Source organism: Kitasatospora sp. NPDC058218 (genome assembly GCF_042882445.1).
In the GTDB taxonomy this organism is placed as follows: domain Bacteria; phylum Actinomycetota; class Actinomycetes; order Streptomycetales; family Streptomycetaceae; genus Kitasatospora.
Genome location: NZ_JBHVWC010000013.1, coordinates 154717 through 171040 on the forward strand (window position 1 = coordinate 154717; position 16324 = coordinate 171040).

13 protein-coding genes and 1 pseudogene are annotated in these 16324 nt (G+C 72.1%); 8 read left to right on the forward strand and 6 right to left on the reverse strand.

Annotation, left to right across the window (positions count from 1 at the left end; translation table 11 throughout):
• Positions 1-47 precede the first annotated feature (47 nt).
• The 4 genes and pseudogenes from ACFVYI_RS10880 (at position 48) to ACFVYI_RS10895 (ending at position 5415) form a co-directional block, all read left to right on the forward strand.
• Positions 48-1058, forward strand: a complete 1011-nt coding sequence (locus ACFVYI_RS10880; RefSeq protein WP_387883318.1) for a polyprenyl synthetase family protein — start codon at positions 48-50, stop codon at positions 1056-1058.
• Between the two features lie 271 nt (positions 1059-1329).
• Positions 1330-1992, forward strand: a complete 663-nt coding sequence (locus ACFVYI_RS10885; protein ID WP_387883321.1) for a LuxR C-terminal-related transcriptional regulator — start codon at positions 1330-1332, stop codon at positions 1990-1992.
• 286 nt (positions 1993-2278) lie between these two features.
• Positions 2279-4234: pseudogene (locus ACFVYI_RS10890) on the forward strand (2-oxoacid:acceptor oxidoreductase subunit alpha); the annotation flags it as partial.
• A 128-nt stretch (positions 4235-4362) separates the two neighbouring features.
• A complete protein-coding gene (locus tag ACFVYI_RS10895) occupies positions 4363-5415 on the forward strand; it encodes a 2-oxoacid:ferredoxin oxidoreductase subunit beta (RefSeq protein ID WP_387883324.1) in 1053 nt (350 codons plus the stop codon).
• 129 nt (positions 5416-5544) lie between these two features.
• Here ACFVYI_RS10895 and ACFVYI_RS10900 read toward each other — a convergent pair whose 3' ends face one another.
• Positions 5545-5925: a VOC family protein gene (locus ACFVYI_RS10900; RefSeq protein WP_387883327.1), complete on the reverse strand. Its 381-nt coding sequence runs from the start codon at positions 5923-5925 to the stop codon at positions 5545-5547.
• 183 nt (positions 5926-6108) lie between these two features.
• Positions 6109-6309, reverse strand: coding sequence for a DUF6011 domain-containing protein (locus ACFVYI_RS10905; RefSeq protein WP_387883329.1), 201 nt, complete (start codon positions 6307-6309; stop codon positions 6109-6111).
• A gap of 43 nt (positions 6310-6352) precedes the next feature.
• Here ACFVYI_RS10905 and ACFVYI_RS10910 point away from each other — a divergent pair, with 43 nt between their 5' ends.
• Complete coding sequence (locus ACFVYI_RS10910) at positions 6353-7126, forward strand: TetR/AcrR family transcriptional regulator (RefSeq protein WP_387883332.1); 774 nt, start codon at positions 6353-6355, stop codon at positions 7124-7126.
• A 172-nt stretch (positions 7127-7298) separates the two neighbouring features.
• Here the strand turns inward: ACFVYI_RS10910 and ACFVYI_RS10915 are convergent, their stop codons facing one another.
• Positions 7299-7634, reverse strand: a complete 336-nt coding sequence (locus ACFVYI_RS10915; RefSeq protein ID WP_387883366.1) for a winged helix-turn-helix transcriptional regulator — start codon at positions 7632-7634, stop codon at positions 7299-7301.
• 221 nt (positions 7635-7855) lie between these two features.
• Between ACFVYI_RS10915 and ACFVYI_RS10920 the strand changes: the two genes are divergently transcribed.
• Positions 7856-8716 carry an SDR family oxidoreductase gene (locus ACFVYI_RS10920; protein ID WP_387883334.1) on the forward strand — a complete coding sequence of 287 codons (861 nt, stop codon included), beginning with the start codon at positions 7856-7858 and terminating at the stop codon, positions 8714-8716.
• Between the two features lie 219 nt (positions 8717-8935).
• Complete coding sequence (gene rarD, locus ACFVYI_RS10925; RefSeq protein WP_387883337.1) at positions 8936-9958, forward strand: EamA family transporter RarD; 1023 nt, start codon at positions 8936-8938, stop codon at positions 9956-9958.
• A gap of 112 nt (positions 9959-10070) precedes the next feature.
• Here rarD and ACFVYI_RS10930 read toward each other — a convergent pair whose 3' ends face one another.
• The 3 genes from ACFVYI_RS10930 to ACFVYI_RS10940 all read right to left on the reverse strand — a co-directional run bounded on the left by ACFVYI_RS10930 (position 10071) and on the right by ACFVYI_RS10940 (position 13458).
• The gene (locus tag ACFVYI_RS10930) at positions 10071-11045 is read right to left on the reverse strand and encodes an ABC transporter permease (RefSeq protein WP_387883340.1); all 975 of its coding nucleotides are present in this window, start codon (positions 11043-11045) and stop codon (positions 10071-10073) included.
• The gene (locus ACFVYI_RS10935; protein ID WP_387883343.1) at positions 11032-11982 is read right to left on the reverse strand and encodes an ABC transporter ATP-binding protein; all 951 of its coding nucleotides are present in this window, start codon (positions 11980-11982) and stop codon (positions 11032-11034) included. Before ACFVYI_RS10935 ends, ACFVYI_RS10930 begins: the two co-directional genes overlap by 14 nt.
• A 204-nt stretch (positions 11983-12186) precedes the next feature.
• The gene (locus ACFVYI_RS10940; protein WP_387883345.1) at positions 12187-13458 is read right to left on the reverse strand and encodes an outer membrane lipoprotein carrier protein LolA; all 1272 of its coding nucleotides are present in this window, start codon (positions 13456-13458) and stop codon (positions 12187-12189) included.
• 179 nt (positions 13459-13637) lie between these two features.
• On the opposite strand from ACFVYI_RS10940, the gene ACFVYI_RS10945 reads away from it, so the two are divergent.
• On the forward strand, positions 13638-16244 hold the full coding sequence (locus ACFVYI_RS10945; protein ID WP_387883348.1) for a bifunctional FO biosynthesis protein CofGH: 2607 nt from the start codon (positions 13638-13640) through the stop codon (positions 16242-16244).
• Positions 16245-16324: the final 80 nt, after the last annotated feature.

The window sequence follows — 16324 nt, forward strand, 5'->3', positions numbered from 1 at the left end:
TCAGGGACCAGGCCGCTAGATCGACCAGGGACAGAGGAGTGGTCTTCGTGACCGTCGTGGGACCCTTTGGGCTCAGCGTGCAGGACCGCGATCTGACCCGCGATGTCCAGTCCGGGATGGACGCGGTGGAGATCGCGCTCACCGAGGCCGTGAAGAGTGACGTCCCGTTCATCACCGTGACCGCCAGCCACCTGATGGAGGCCGGTGGCAAGCGCTTCCGCCCCCTGCTGGTGATGCTCGCCGCGCAGTTCGGTGACACCAACGCGCCGGGCGTGGTCCCGGCCGCCGTGGTGGTCGAGCTGACCCACCTCGCGACGCTCTATCACGATGACGTCATGGACGACGCCCCCGTGCGCCGCGGCGCCCCCAGCGCCAACTCGCGCTGGGACAACTCGGTCGCCATCCTCACCGGCGACTTCCTCTTCTCCCGTGCCTCCCAGGTGCTCGCCGACCTCGGCCCGGAGGCCGTCCGGCTGCAGGCCGACGCGTTCGAGCGACTGGTCACCGGTCAGATCCTGGAGACCGCCGGCCCCGGCCCGGAGGACGACCCGCTCCGTCACTACCTCGACGTGCTGGCCGGCAAGACCGGCTCCCTGATCGCCGTCTCCTGCCGGATCGGTGCCCTCATGGCCGGCGCCGAGCCGTGGGTGACCGACATCCTCAGCGCGTACGGCGAGCGGATCGGCATCGCCTTCCAGCTGGCCGACGACGTGCTCGACATCGCCAGCGACGGCCACGAGTCCGGCAAGACCCCCGGCACCGACCTGCGCGAGGGCGTGCCGACCCTGCCCACCCTGCTGCTCCAGCAGATGCCGGTGGACGAGTCCGACCCGGCCGACCTGCGGCTGCGTGAGCTGCTCGACACCGACCTCAGCGACGACGAGCCGCACGCCGAGGCGCTGCGCCTGCTGCGCCGTCACCCGGCGCTGGAGCACGCCCGCCGGGAGACCCTGCGGCACGCCGAGGAGGCCCGCGCGCTGCTCGACCCGCTGCCGGACGGCGCGGCCAAGGCGGCTCTTCAGGGTCTGTGTGACGCGGTGGCCATCCGCACCATGTGACCGGCCCGCCCGGAGGTGCCGCCGGGGAGCGCCGCCCGGCGGCGGTCCACCGGCGAGCCAACCGGTGGAGCAGATCGGTGGCCGTGTGGTGGCCCTGCGGTGACTGGACGACGGCCGGTTGACGGCGGTCCGGAGTCGGTCGCAGGCCCGTCGGCGGCGGCCGGTGGGATTTACCGCCCGTCGGTCCGGGGCGTCCGCGCATAGGGAAGACTGACACTCGTCGCACCATCCGTCAGTACCGCCCGCAGCGCCGCCAACCCGGAAGGCCACCATGCTTCGCGTCGTCATCGCCGAGGACTCCGTCCTGCTTCGGGAGGGCCTGACCAGGCTGCTGACCGATCGTGGTCTGGAGGTCGTGGCGGGTGTCGGCGACGGCGAGGCCTTGCTGAAGGCCGTCCATGACCTGGCCGCCGCCGACTCCCTGCCCGATGTGGTCGTCGCTGACGTGCGGATGCCCCCGACCCACACCGACGAAGGCGTGCGCGCCTGCGTCACGCTGCGCGGCCTCTACCCCGCGGTCGGTGTCCTGGTGCTGTCGCAGTACGTGGAGGAGCGCTACGCGTCCGAGCTGCTGGCGGGTTCCACCCGGGGTGTGGGGTACCTGCTGAAGGACCGGGTCGCCGAGGTCCGTGAGTTCGTCGACGCCGTGGTCCGGGTCGCCGAGGGCGGCACCGCGCTGGATCCCGAGGTCGTCCAGCAGCTGCTCAGCCGCAGCCGCAAGAGCGACGTGCTGGCCGGACTGACGCCGCGCGAGCGGGAGGTGCTGGGGCTGATGGCGGAGGGCCGGACCAACGCCGCGGTGGCCAAGCAGCTGGTGGTCTCGGACGGCGCGGTGGAGAAGCACGTCAGCAACATCTTCCTCAAGCTGGGCCTGGCCCAGAGCTCCGAGGACCACCGCCGGGTGCTCGCGGTGCTCACCTATCTGAACTCGTAGCGGGTCGACGGCAGGCCCGCCACGGGTCGACGGCGGACGTACCGCGGGTCGACGGCAGGCGTACGCGGGGCGCGCGCACCCTACGGCGCGCCCGAACGAGCCTGTTCCCGCCCGGCGCGGGCCCTGTCACGCACCGTGTCACGCGGACATCCGATGGTGATTTCCCGCCGCATTGGGTAGTTCCGTCCAAGGCAATCCTTACCCGCATAGGATGCGAGAGGTGCACCAGGCGGACGGGGCACACGGCTCACGCCCGCGGCTGGTGCCCACGAGGAGGTCCGCGGCAGTGACCAGTCAGGTCGATCAGTCAGAAGCGGTGGACGGCCCGGACGGCGACGGGGGTCGTTCCGAGCCCGGTGAGGGTCGCTCCGGCCCCGCCGTGCCGGCCAGTCCGCAGCCCAGGCGAGCCAAGCCGATTCGCAGATTGGACCGGGTGATCATCCGATTTGCCGGAGACTCCGGCGACGGTATGCAGCTCACCGGTGACCGCTTCACCTCGGAGACGGCGTCCTTCGGCAACGACCTCTCCACTCTGCCCAACTTCCCGGCCGAGATCCGTGCCCCCGCCGGAACGCTGCCGGGTGTCTCGTCCTTCCAGCTCCACTTCGCCGACCACGACATCCTCACTCCCGGTGACGCGCCGAACGTCCTGGTGGCGATGAACCCGGCCGCCCTGAAGGCCAATGTGCCGGACCTACCGCGCGGCGCGGAGATCATCGTCAATACCGACGAGTTCACCAAGCGCGCGCTGGCCAAGGTCGGCTACCCGGCCGACCCGCTGGCCGACGGCTCGCTGGAGGCCTACCACCTGCACAAGGTGCCGCTGACCACGCTGACCCTGGAGGCGCTCAAGGACAGCGGGCTGGCCCGCAAGGACGCCGAGCGCGCCAAGAACATGTTCGCGCTGGGCCTGCTGTCCTGGATGTACCACCGGCCCACCCACGGCACCGAGTCCTTCCTGCGCAGCAAGTTCGCCAAGAAGCCACTGATCGCCGAGGCCAACATCAACGCCTTCCGGGCGGGCTGGAACTTCGGCGAGACCACCGAGACCTTCGCGGTCTCCTACGAGGTGCCGCCGGCCAAGCTGCCGCCCGGCCGCTACCGCAACATCTCCGGCAACCTGGCCCTGTCGTACGGCCTGATCGCCGCCGCCGAGCGCTCCGGGCTGCCGCTGTACCTCGGCTCCTACCCGATCACCCCCGCCTCGGACATCCTGCACGAGCTGAGCAGGCACAAGAACTTCGACGTGCGCACCTTCCAGGCGGAGGACGAGATCGCCGGGATCGGCGCGGCGCTCGGTGCCGCTTTCGGTGGTGCGCTCGGGGTGACCACGACCTCCGGTCCGGGCGTGGCGCTGAAGAGCGAGACCATCGGCCTGGCAGTCTCGCTCGAACTGCCGCTTCTGGTGGTCGACATCCAGCGCGGCGGCCCGTCCACCGGTCTGCCGACCAAGACCGAGCAGGCGGACCTGCTGCAGGCGATGTTCGGCCGCAACGGCGAGGCGCCGGTGCCGATCGTCGCCCCGGCGACCCCGGCCGAGTGCTTCGACGCGGCCCTGGAGGCGGCCCGGATCGCCGTCACCTACCGCACCCCGGTGTTCCTGCTGTCGGACGGCTACCTGGCGAACGGCTCCGAGCCCTGGCGGATCCCCGAGGTCGGCGAACTGCCCGAGATCACCCCGGACTTCGCGACCGGCCCGAACCGCGAGGACGGCGCGTTCTGGCCCTACCAGCGCGACCCGCAGACACTGGCCCGCCCCTGGGCGGTGCCGGGCACGCCGGGTCTGGAGCACCGCATCGGCGGGATCGAGAAGCAGGACGGCACGGGGAACATCTCCTATGACCCGGCCAACCACGACTTCATGGTCCGCACCCGTCAGGCGAAGGTGGACGGTGTCGTCGTCTCCGCGCTGGAGGTCGACGACCCGGACGGCGCGGCGCGGGTCCTGGTGCTCGGCTGGGGTTCGACGTACGGGCCGATCACCGCGGCCGTGCGCCGCGTCCGGGCCGACGGCGGGCACATCGCCCAGGCGCACCTGCGGAATTTGAATCCCTTTCCGGCCAACCTCGGTGCGGTGCTCAAGAGTTACGACAAGGTCATCGTGCCCGAGATGAACCTCGGGCAGTTGGCACTGCTGCTGCGCGCCAAGTATCTGGTGGATGCGCAGTCCTACAACCAGGTGCGTGGACTGCCCTTCAAGGCGGCCCAGTTGGCGGACGTCCTGTGGGCGGCGATCGGCAACCTGGACGATTCGGCGGGCGGATCGACAGGCGGTCCGGCAGGCGGTCCGGCGGACGGCTCGGCGGACGGCTCGGTGAGTGGGTCGGCGGGCGGTCCGGTGAGTGGTTCGGCGAGCGAGGAGGACAACCGATGAGTGAGCAGTTCCCCTCCTTGAAGCTGGTGCCCAAGGCCGACGCGCCGCAGAGCGCCAAGGAGTTCAAGACCGACCAGGAGGTGCGCTGGTGCCCCGGCTGCGGGGACTACGCGATCCTGGCGGCCGTGCAGTCCTTCATGCCGGAGTTGGGGATCAAGCGGGAGAACACCGTCTTCGTCTCCGGTATCGGGTGTTCCTCGCGCTTCCCGTACTACATGAATACCTATGGCGTGCACTCGATCCACGGTCGCGCACCGGCCATCGCCACCGGGCTGGCCTCCTCCCGGCAGGACCTGAGCGTCTGGGTCGTGACGGGTGACGGCGACGCCCTGTCGATCGGTGGCAACCACCTGATCCACGCGCTGCGGCGGAACGTCAATCTGAAGATCCTGCTGTTCAACAACCGGATCTACGGCCTCACCAAGGGCCAGTACTCGCCGACCAGCGAGGTTGGCAAGATCACCAAGTCCACGCCGATGGGCTCCCTGGACGCGCCGTTCAACCCGCTCTCGCTGGCCATCGGGGCGGAGGCATCGTTCGTCGCCAGGACCATCGACTCCGACCGTCAGCACCTCCAGTCCGTGCTGCGGGCGGCGGCGGAGCACGAGGGCACGGCGCTGGTGGAGATCTACCAGAACTGCAACATCTTCAATGACGGAGCCTTCGAGATCCTGAAGGATGCGGGCACCCGCGACGAGGCCCTGATCCGGCTGGAGCACGGGCAGCCGATCCGCTTCGGCGCCGACCGTTCGCAGGGCGTCTTCCGGGCCGCCGACGGCGAGTTGTACGTCGGCGGCGTCACCGCCGACAACGAGGCCTCGGTGGTCGTCCACGACGCCCATGCCGCCGGCCCCGCGGCAGCGTTCGCGCTCTCGCGCATCGCCGATGCCGACACGCTTCACCACACCCCGATCGGCGTGCTGCGCAGCGTTCGACGTCCGGTGTACGACGAGCTGATGGCAAGTCAACTGACTGCGGCGACCGCGCAGCACGGCCGGGGGGATCTCGGTGCGCTGCTCGCGGGCAGTGACACCTGGACCGTGGACTGACCCGACCCGACGGCAGTAACGACGGTGCCCCCGGCCGAGCCGGGGGCACCGTTCTGTCATCACTGCTCGTTCATGCCCGCCGGCGCTTCGCCACTTCCCGCTCGCTGCTTGTCGCCGCCTGCCGTTCTGCTACTGCTGGGCCCATTCGACCAGCTGGATTACCACTCCGTTCGGGTCGGTGACCTGGAACAGCGTCTCGCCCCAGGGCTCCTCGCGCAGCGGCATGGTGATCGTGACGCCTTCGCTCCGGAGCCGCGCCTCCTCGCCGGCCACGTCGGTGACGACGAAGGCCAGGATCAGTCCGGCCGCATGCTGGTCCCGGACGTCCTCGGGGAGCACCTCGATGCCGCGTCGCAGGTAGACGACGTTCATCCCGGCGTCCTCGCGGCTGAGCGAGACGAAGCCGTCGGCCGCCATCTGCTCGGTGAATCCGAAGTGCTTCTGCAGGAAGTCGGCGGAGGCGGTGACGTCCTCGACGGTGAGCGAAACAGCGGAACCGGTGATCTGCATCAGGCAGTGTCCTCTCGTCGGCGATTACCCTGTACGCAGTACACTGTACATCGTACAGAGTATTGCGTCAGGGCTGTTTCAGGTCATGCCGATGGCTGGAAATCGTCGAGGGGTGCTGAGGCTGCGAGCCTGCCGCGCTCCGGCCGCAGCTCGGGAGGCTCGCGGCTCGGGGGTCGGGAGGTCTCAGTCCAATCCGGGCAGTGGGTCCTGGTCGACCTCGTGGCGGGGGACGCGCTCGGCGGGGTCGCGGCACTCCGGGCCGAGTCGGAGGATGCGGGACTCGGGGTCATGGAGCGGCCGGTGACAGCGGCGGCAGGTGACCCGGGGGCGGACCGCCTCCGGTGCGGCGGTGCCGGGGAGGGGGTCGGGGGCGGCGCTGGTCATGGGGCAGAGGGTAGTCGGGCGGGTGGCGTGAAAGGATCGACCCATGCCCAGCGACCGCACCAGCGCAGGAGATCCGGCGCGTACCCTCGCCCTGCTCTGGGGGCTGACGGCGGAGGAGAAGCCGGGCCGACGCGGGCCCAGGCAGGCGCGGTCCACGGCGGAGATCGCCATGGCGGCGATCTCGCTCGCGGACGCCGAGGGCGTGGACGCCGTGACGATGCGGCGGGTCGCCCAGGAGATCGGGCTCTCCCCGATGGCGCTCTACACCTACGTCCCCGGCAAGGCCGAGCTGCTCGACCTGATGCTGGACACCGTCTACGCGACGATGCCGCGCAGTGCCCCCGTCGACGAGGGCTGGCGGGCCAGGGCCGCTGCGGTCGCCGACGACAATCGCGCGCTCTATCGCGCCCACCCCTGGGTGGCGAGCGTCTCCACCAGCCGTCCGCCGTTGGGGCCGGGGCTGATGGCCAAGTACGAATACGAGTTGCGCGCCCTGGAGGGCGCCGGCCTGTCGGACGTGGACCTGGATGCCGCACTCACCCACCTGCTGGGCTTCGTCCAGACCTGCGCCCGGATGGGGGCCGACGGGCGCGCCGCCCAGCAGGACAGTGCGATGACCGACGCGCAGTGGTGGGCCGCCAACGCGGACCTGCTGGCCCGGGTCTTCGACGCCGAGCGGTACCCGGTCGCCGCGCGGGTCGGTGCTGCGGCCGGCGAGGTGTACGGCGGCGCGTACAGCGCGGATCACGCCTACGCCTTCGGCCTGGCCCGGGTGCTGGACGGGTTCGCGGCGCTGATCGGGGAGAACTCGCGCTGACGGGGCGGCGAATCTGTAGACCGGTCGGTCTGTTTCGGGTGCCCTAAGTAGACCGGTCTGCATAGTGGACGCCGCCCTTCGCAGGCAGGGGTCTGTAGACCGGTCGGTATATACAGACCGGTCTACATATGTAGACCGACCGACATAAAAAGCAGCCCCAAGCCTCGCCGGCTCAGCGCGGGCGGGCGTCGTACCCGGCGCGGGCCGACTGGACGGCGGGGACGCGGGCCTCGGACCAGTGGGCGAGGGCCGCCACCAACTCGGCGGCCTCCCGGCCGAGCGGGGTGAGGCTGTAGTCGACCCGGGGCGGGATCACCGGGTAGGCCTCGCGCAGGACGAAGCCGTCGCGCTCCAGGGTCTGCAGGGTTTGCGCGAGCATCTTCTCGCTCACCCCCGAGACCCGGCGGCGCAGCTCGCTGAAGCGGTAGCCGCGTTCGTTCAGCGCCGCCAGCACCAGGACGCCCCAGCGGCTGGTGACGTGCTCCAGCACGCCGCGGGACGGGCACATGCGGTCGTAGACGTCCGGCGGGGGCAGTTCGCCGAGGGGTGTGGCCGGAGGGGGTGTGGGTGCGGCGGCTTCGTCCTGGGTCATTACCTGCATGTCAGTACCCTACTTTGAAGTGCGTACTTTCGATAGGTTAGTGCCACCCCTAGGGTGAGTGTCGAAGCGAAGTTCGACGGGCAACGGCCCGACCTGACTCGACCCGACCCGACCCAGGGAGCAACAACATGTACGTCGTCACCGGTGCCACTGGACAGCTCGGCCGGCTGGTCGTCGAGGGCCTGCTGGCCAAGGTTCCCGCCGGCGAGGTCGCGGTCGCCGTCCGTTCCGCCGAGAAGGCCGCCGACCTCGCCGCTCGCGGCGTGACCGTCCACGTGGTCGACTACGACCGGCCGGAGAGCCTGGCGGGCGCCTTCGCGGCCGGTGACCGGGTGCTGCTGATCTCCGGCAGCGAGGTCGGCCGCCGGATCCCGCAGCACACCGCGGTGATCGAGGCGGCGCGCGCCGCCGGCGTCGCGCTGCTCGCGTACACCAGTGCGCCTGGTGCGGCCACCTTCCGGCTGGCGGACGAGCACAAGGCCACCGAGGCGGCGATCCGCGAGTCCGGTCTGACCTTCTCCTTCCTCCGCAATGGCTGGTACACCGAGAACTACCTGGGAGACGCGGCCGGCACGGTGGCGCGCGGCGTGGTGGTCGGCAGCGCCGGGCAGGGCCGGGTGGCCAGCGCCCCGCGCCGGGACTACGCCGACGCGGCGGTCGCGGTGCTGGTGGGCGACGGCGGCGGGAACGGGCACGAGGACACGGTGTACGAGCTCAGCGGCGACGTCGCATGGAGCCTGCCGGAGCTGGCCGCCGAGCTGGCGCAGGTCTCGGGCAGGCCCGTCGAGCACCGTGAGGTGACCCCGGCCGAGCACCGCGCGGTCCTGGTCGGTGCGGGCCTGCCGGAAGGCTTCGCCGAGGTCCTGGTGGACGTCGACGCCGGCATCGCGCGCGGCGAGCTGGCCGGCACCCCGGGCGACCTGGCCGGGCTGATCGGCCGTCCGACCGTCCCGCTGGCGCAGAGCGTGCGCACGGCCCTCGGCGCCTGAATCCCCGGGGAGCCCGTCGGGAGCGCCGCCGGGAGGGCCCCATCGGGAGCGCCCCGGCGGCGTCCGTGGTGAGCCGTCCGTCGAAGGGGTCGCCGAAGCGCCTGCTCGATCGGCCGACAATCCCATGTCATGAGCAAAAAGCGAATACGGAGATGACAGCCTGCCCCCGTGCCCGCTACCGTCGGCTCGACACACGTGCGCGCGGAGGGCAGGCCGTCCATGGCAGAGACAGCTCAGCAGGAGGCCGGCCGAGGCCTTTGGTACGGACTGGCCGCCTACGGGATGTGGGGGCTCTTCCCGTTGTTCTGGCCGCTGCTGGAGCCCGGCGCCGCCGACGACATCCTGGCCAACCGGATGGTCTGGTCGCTGGTCGCGGTCGTCCTGTTGCTGCTCGCACAGCGGCACTGGAGCTGGATACGCCCGCTGCTGCGCCAGCCCCGTCGGCTCGCCATGCTGGGCGGTGCCGCCGCCGTGATATCGGTCAACTGGGGCGTCTACATCTGGGCGGTCAACGCCGGCCACGTCGTCGAGACCAGCCTCGGCTACTTCATCAACCCGCTGGTCACCATCGCCTTCGGGGTGCTGGTGCTCAAGGAGCGGTTGCGGGTGGCGCAGTGGGCGGCCGTCGGCATCGGCGCCCTCGCGGTGGCGGTACTGGCCATCGGCTACGGGCGGCTGCCCTGGATCGCGCTGACCCTGGCGCTCTCCTTCGCCACCTACGGGCTGCTCAAGAAGAAGGTCGGGCTGAGCGGGCTGGAGAGCCTGGCGGCCGAGAGCGCCTTCATGTTCCCGTTCGCCCTGGGCTACCTGGTCTACCTGGAGATCTCCGGTCGCGGCACCTTCGGGCACACCGTGCCCGGTTCGTACGGCTGGGGGCACTCGGGGCTGCTGCTGCTCAGCGGGGTGATCACCGCGATCCCGCTGCTCTGCTTCGGGGCGGCGGCGGTCCGGGTGCCGCTCACCGTGCTCGGACTGCTGCAGTACCTGGCGCCGGTGTTCCAGTTCCTGATCGGTGTCGCGGTCTTCCACGAGTCCATGCCGCCCGCCCGCTGGGCCGGCTTCTCCCTGGTCTGGGCCGCGCTGGCGGTACTGACCTGGGACGCGCTGCGCCGGGTGCGGGCCGACCGGGTGGCGCGGGCGGCCGCCCTGGCCCGGAGCGGCGCCGGCACCCCGGTCACCGATGCCCCGGTCGCCGACGCCGCCGGCGTCGAGCCCACCCCGGCACCGGCGGCCACCCGCTGACCCGGGCCCTGCCCACCACTCGTCGACCCACTGCTCGCCAGCCCGGAACCGGCCGACCCGCGCCGCCGGCCCGGGTCGAGCCCGGTCCAGGCCGGCCGCCGGCCCGGGCCCGCTACGCGGTGATGTCCCGGCTGGTGAAGCGGGACCACGCGGCCGCGCCGAAGACGGCGACGTACGCGGCCTGCAACCCGAGGTTGTCCAGGACGCCGTCCCAGTACATCGGTTCGCGCAGCAAGTCCCCGAAACTCAGCCAGTGATGGGTGAAGAGGAACGGCTGGATCGCGTGCAGCTGGGGGAAGCTGTCGAGGATCTGGACGGTGATCACCAGGCCGACGGTGGCGGCCATCGCCGCGATGCCGCTGCCGGTGAGCGTCGAGATGAAGAGCCCGATCGCGACCAGCCCGGCCAGCGAGGCGGCCACGACCATCGCGACCAGCACCGCCCGTAGCAGTGCGGGTCCGAGGCCGATCGTCTCCCCGGAGATCAGCGTGACCTCGCCGAGCGGGAACAGCGCGGCGCCGGTGGCGAGGGCCGCCAGTGCGACCGTCGCCGTCGCCGCCAGGCAGAACGCCAGACCGGCCGTGAACTTGGCGGCCAGCAGCCTGGTCCGCCCGGCCGGCGCGACCAGCAGATAGCGCAGGGTGCCGCCGGCCGCTTCGCCGGCCACCGAGTCGCCGGCGACCACACCGACCGTCATCGGCAGGAAGATCGGCAGGGCCACGGCGAGTGCGGTGAAGACCAGGAAGAGGCCGTTCTGCGTCACCTGTGCGATGAAGGCGGGGCCCTCGCCGCCGCGCGGGCCGTCCGTCTCGATCCGGACCACCACGCCGATCAGGACCGGCAGCACCGCCAGGATCCCGAGCAGCACCATCGTCCGCACCCGGCGGAAGGTCAGCAGCAGCTCGCTGCGGAACAGGGCCAGGAACCCGGCCGCGGTCTGCGGCCGTCGTCCGCCCACGCGTGCCGTCGTCGCCTCAAAGGCGCCCAGCCCGCTCCCTGCGCCCAGCCCGCTCCCTGCACGCGGCTCGCTCGGCGCGCCCGCTGCCTTCAGCGTCTCCGGTGCACCCGGAGCCTCAGCCCGCGACATCGAAGCCCTCCCCGGTCAGCGCCACGAAGGCGTCCTCCAATGTGCCCCGCTCCACTCCGAAGCCGCGCACCCGTACGCCGGCCGTGACCAGTGCCGCACAGAGCTCCGGCAGGCTGTCGTCGGCCAGCGCGCCCAACTCGCCGTCCACCCGGTCCTCGGCCAGCAGCAGGTCGCAGACCCGGTGCGCCGTCAGCACCTCGGAGGCCAGGGCCACGTCGGGGGTGCGGACCACCAGCCGGCCCTGGGCCCGGGCGGCCAGCTCGGCGACGGTGCCCTGCACCACCAGCCGGCCGCGCGACATCACCGCGGCGTGCGTGCAGACCTGCTCGATCTCGTCCAGCAGGTGAGAGGAGAGGAACACCGTCGTGCCCTCGGCCGCGACCTCCCGGATCAGTGCCCGGATCTCCCGCATGCCCTGCGGGTCGAGGCCGTTGGTCGGCTCGTCCAGGACCAGCAGCTCGCGCGGCTGGAGCAGGGCCGAGGCCAGACCGAGCCGCTGCTTCATGCCCAGCGAGTACGCGCGGGCCTTCTTCCCGGCTGCGGCGGTCAGGCCCACCCGGTCCAGGGCTTCGGTGACCCGCTGCCGACGGGTGCGCGGGTCGGCGGTCGGGTCGGCCGCGTCGAACCGGGCCAGGTTGTCCCGGCCGGAGAGGAAGCCGTACAGCGCCGGGCCCTCGATCAGTGCGCCGACCCGCGGCAGCACCGTGGCGACGGACCGCGGCATCGGCGCACCGAGCACGGTGGCCACGCCCGCGGTGGGTGCGATCAGGCCCATCAGCATTCGGATGGTGGTGGTCTTGCCGGAGCCGTTGGGCCCGAGGAAGCCGAAGACCGAGCCGCGGGGGACGGCCAGGTCCAGCCCGTCGACGGCGAGCTGACCGCCTCGGAAGCGCTTGGTCAGGCCCTGAGTCCTGATCACATCATCGGTCGCGACCACGCCCGGGAGGCCGGTGTGACCAGTGTGACCGATGAGGCCGGAGACACCGACAGCTCCGACCGCAGGAGCACCAGGAGCACCCGGCACAGCAGGAACAACAGAAGGAGCAGGAGGAGCAGGAACGGCCCTGGGGGCCGGGTGCGCTGCGGCGCCCCGGCCCCCGGCCGGCTCCGTAACGTCCCCCGTTACGGGAGCCCGGGTCACTTACTTCACCCCGGCCGCACTCTGCAGCACCGGCAGCGTCACCGCGCCCGCGAAGACCCGTCCGTCATCGGTGACCAGCACGTTCAGCACCTTGGTGCTGATCAGCGAGCCGCCCGCGACCGGCTTGCCGAGCGCCTTCGCCAGCGCCACGGGGCTCTGCAGCGCGGCCGGGCCGCCCTTGCCGTGCCGGCCCTCGCTCGGCACCGCGACGTCGTCGGTGGGCAGCTTGGCGGTCAGCACCGCCGTCCATCCCTCGCCGACGACGTTCAGACCCTCGACGGAGCCCGCCGCGTCCTTCGCGGCCTGCTCCGACGGGGCCGTCGCCGGGCCGGCCTCGGCCTTGCGCTCCGTCACCTTGGCGCCCTTGGGCACCGCGAAGTCGAAGGTCTTGGCGGCCGGCTTCGCGAACGACACCTCGGTGAAGTGGACGTCCAGCACGGTGCCCCCGTCGGAGCCCTTGACCACGACCGCGAGCGGCACGCCGTTGTCGGCGGCCACCGCGATCCGCACCTCCCCGATGGTCGAGCCGGACTGGGTGGGCTTCACGCTGAGCCGGTACGCCTTCTGCCCGGCCACGCTCGTCGTGCCGTCCACGGTGACGGCCGTGGTGCCCGCGCCCGCCGCCAGGAACTGTCGTGCGGCCTCCTGCGGGGTGGTCGGCACCCCGGTCAGCGGGGCCTTGCCGGGGTGCCCCCCGGGCCGTGCGCCCCGCTGGCCGGTCAGGTGGAGCGCCTCGTTGGTGGAGCTGTCCCAGGCCCAGGCCTGGTCACCGTTGTGGACCAGCTCGTACCCGGCCAGGTTCTCGATCAGGCCGATCCGCTGGCGGTCCGGGCCGTCCACCGCGACCCGCAGGGTGTGCTCGCCGTCGAGCAGCCCGGCCAGCTTGGCCTCCGGTGCGGCGGCGGACGACTTGCCGGACTCAGAGCCCGCGCCGCCCGAACCCGAACCCGCACCCGACCCCGAACCGACGGCGCCGCCGATCCCGCCGCCGGCCGCGAGCAGCTGGCTCGGCACCCCGAGGTCGGCGGAGACCGAGACGGTGCCGGACAGCGTCTGCGCCTGCGAGCCGAGCGCCTTCGCCACGAGCTGCTCCGCCGTCAGCGTCGGAAGATTGGGCGGGGAGTCGTCGGCGAGCGCCGGCACCAGGCCCACCCCGGCGGCGATCACCGCCGCCACCGCCACCGGTACCGCCACCCGTACCGCGGTGCGCCGCCCCGAGCGGTAGGGCACACCGCTGTCCCGGTGTCGTTCAGTCGTCGTGTCGTCCGTCATAGCGTCCAACCCCTCCGTAACCGTGACCGACTGCCTCTCCGGTCCATTACAAGGCAGCGAGGTGCCCGAGTCATCGCCCTGCAGGGCCAGATCGGGGTAGCCCTCACGGCGCAGGCGACCCTGATACGGCCTCAGGGTCGCCTCCTCCGGACGTACCGGAACTGGCGTAGGGTCGCGCCATGGACGCAACCTTCCCCCCGACTGCGAACGCGATGCGGCGTGCCCTGCGCCGTGCCCGGGACGGCGTCGCGCTGGACGCGACCGAGGCTGCGGTGCTGCTCCAGGCCAGAGGCGCGGACCTGTCGGACCTCTGTGCGAGTGCCGCCCGGGTGCGCGACGCCGGCCTCGCGGCGGCCGGGCGGCCGGGCGTCATCACGTACTCCAGGAGCGTCTTCATCCCGCTCACCCGGCTCTGCCGCGACAAGTGCCACTACTGCACCTTCGCGACCGTCCCCGGCAAGCTGCGCCGGGCCGCGCAGGGCACGGCGGGGGCGCTCCCCGGGCGCAGCCACGGGATGTTCATGTCGCCGGACGAGGTGCTGGAGGTGGCCCGGCGCGGTGCCGAACTGGGCTGCAAGGAAGCCCTGATCACGCTCGGGGACAAGCCCGAGGACCGCTGGCCCGAGGCCCGCGAGTGGCTGGACGCGCACGGCTACGACGACACCATCGCCTACGTCAGGGCGATGTCCATCCGCATCCTGGAGGAGACCGGCCTGCTGCCGCACCTCAACCCCGGGGTGCTGAGCTGGACGGACTTCCAGCGGCTCAAGCCGGTCTCGGCCTCCATGGGCATGATGCTGGAGACCACCGCGACCCGGCTGTGGAGCGAGCCCGGCGGCCCGCACTACGGGTCGCCGGACAAGGAGCCGGCCGTCCGGCTCCGGGTGCTGGAGGACGCCGGGCGCAGCTCGGTGCCGTTCACCAGCGGGCTGCTGATCGGCATCGGCGAGACGTACGAGGAGCGCGCCGAGTCGCTGTTCGCGCTGCGCCGGGTCTCCCGGGCCTACCACGGCATCCAGGAGCTGATCCTGCAGAACTTCCGCGCCAAGCCGGACACGGCGATGCGCGGGATGCCGGACGCCGAGCTGGACGAGCTGGTCGCCACCGTCGCCGTGGCCCGGCACATCATGGGCCCGACCGCCTGCCTCCAGGCCCCGCCGAACCTGGTGGACGGCGAGTACGAGCGGCTCATCGGCGCGGGGATCGACGACTGGGGCGGGGTCTCGCCGCTGACGCCCGACCACGTGAACCCCGAGCGCCCGTGGCCGCAGATCGACCGGCTCGCGGAGCACTCGGCGGCGGCCGGGTTCGAGCTGCGCGAGCGGCTGGCCGTCTACCCCGAGTACGTCCGGCACGGCGAGCCCTGGCTGGATCCGCGGGTGCTGCCGCACGTCCGGGCGCTGTCGGACCCGGAGACCGGTCTGGCCCGCCCGGACGCGGTGGTCCAGGGCCACCCCTGGCAGGAGCCGGAGGACCTGCCCGCCTCGTACGGGCGGACGGACCTGCACGCCACCATCGACACCGAGGGCCGCACCGGCGACCGCCGGGCCGACTTCGAGGACGTGTACGGGGACTGGCAGGTGCTGCGCGAGCAGGTGCTCGCCAAGGGCGCCCCCGAGCGGCTGGCCGGCGATCTGCGCGGGGCGCTGGCGGTCGCCGCCGACGACCCCGAGCGGCTGACGGACGACCAGGCGCTGGCGCTGTTCCACGCGGACGGCCCGGCGCTGGACGCGCTCTGCCGGATCGCCGACGACGTGCGCCGCGCCGCGGTCGGCGAGGACGTCACCTACTGCGTCACCCGGAACATCAACTTCACCAACGTCTGCTACACCGGCTGCCGCTTCTGCGCCTTCGCCCAGCGCCGCACCGACGCGGACGCCTACACCCTCTCCCTGGAGCAGGTGGCCGACCGGGCCGCGCAGGCCTGGGAGGTCGGTGCCACCGAGGTCTGCATGCAGGGCGGCATCCACCCCGACCTGCCCGGCACCGCCTACTTCGACATCGCGCGCGCGGTGAAGGAGCGGGTGCCCGGCATCCATGTGCACGCCTTCTCGCCGATGGAGGTGGTCAACGGCGCGACCCGGACCGGACTCTCCATCCGCGACTGGCTCCAGCAGGCCAAGGCGTCGGGTCTGGACACCATTCCGGGCACGGCCGCCGAGATCCTGGACGACGACGTCCGCTGGGTGCTCACCAAGGGCAAGCTGCCCGCCGCGACCTGGGTGGAGGTCGTCACCACCGCGCACGAACTGGGCATCCGCTCCTCGTCCACGATGATGTACGGGCACGTGGACACCCCGGCCCACTGGCTGGGGCACCTGCGGCTGCTGGCGGAGATCCAGCAGCGCACGGGCGGATTCACCGAGTTCGTGACGCTGCCGTTCATCCACACCAACGCGCCGGTCTACCTGGCCGGCATCGCCCGGCCCGGGCCGACCGCACGGGACAACCGGGCGGTGGTCGCGATGGCCCGCCTGCTGCTGCACCCGCACATTCCCAACATCCAGACCAGTTGGGTGAAGCTGGGGGCCGAGGGCGCGGCCGAGATGCTCCGCTCGGGCGCCAACGACCTGGGCGGCACGCTGATGGAGGAGACCATCTCGCGGATGGCCGGTTCGGCGTACGGGAGTTACAAGTCGGTCCGGGACCTCCGGGCGATCGCCGAGGCCGCGGGGCGCCCGCACCGGCAGCGCACCACCACCTACGACGAGGTGCCCGCCGAGCGCCTGGCCGCGGCCCTGGCCTCGGACGGCCACCTGCCGGAGCTGCTGCCGGTCCTGGACTAGCCACGGGTGCTGGTCCGGCCACCAGTGCTGGGTCGAGCAGGACATGGCGGCGGCCCGCCGGGTGGAAGCACCCGGCGGGC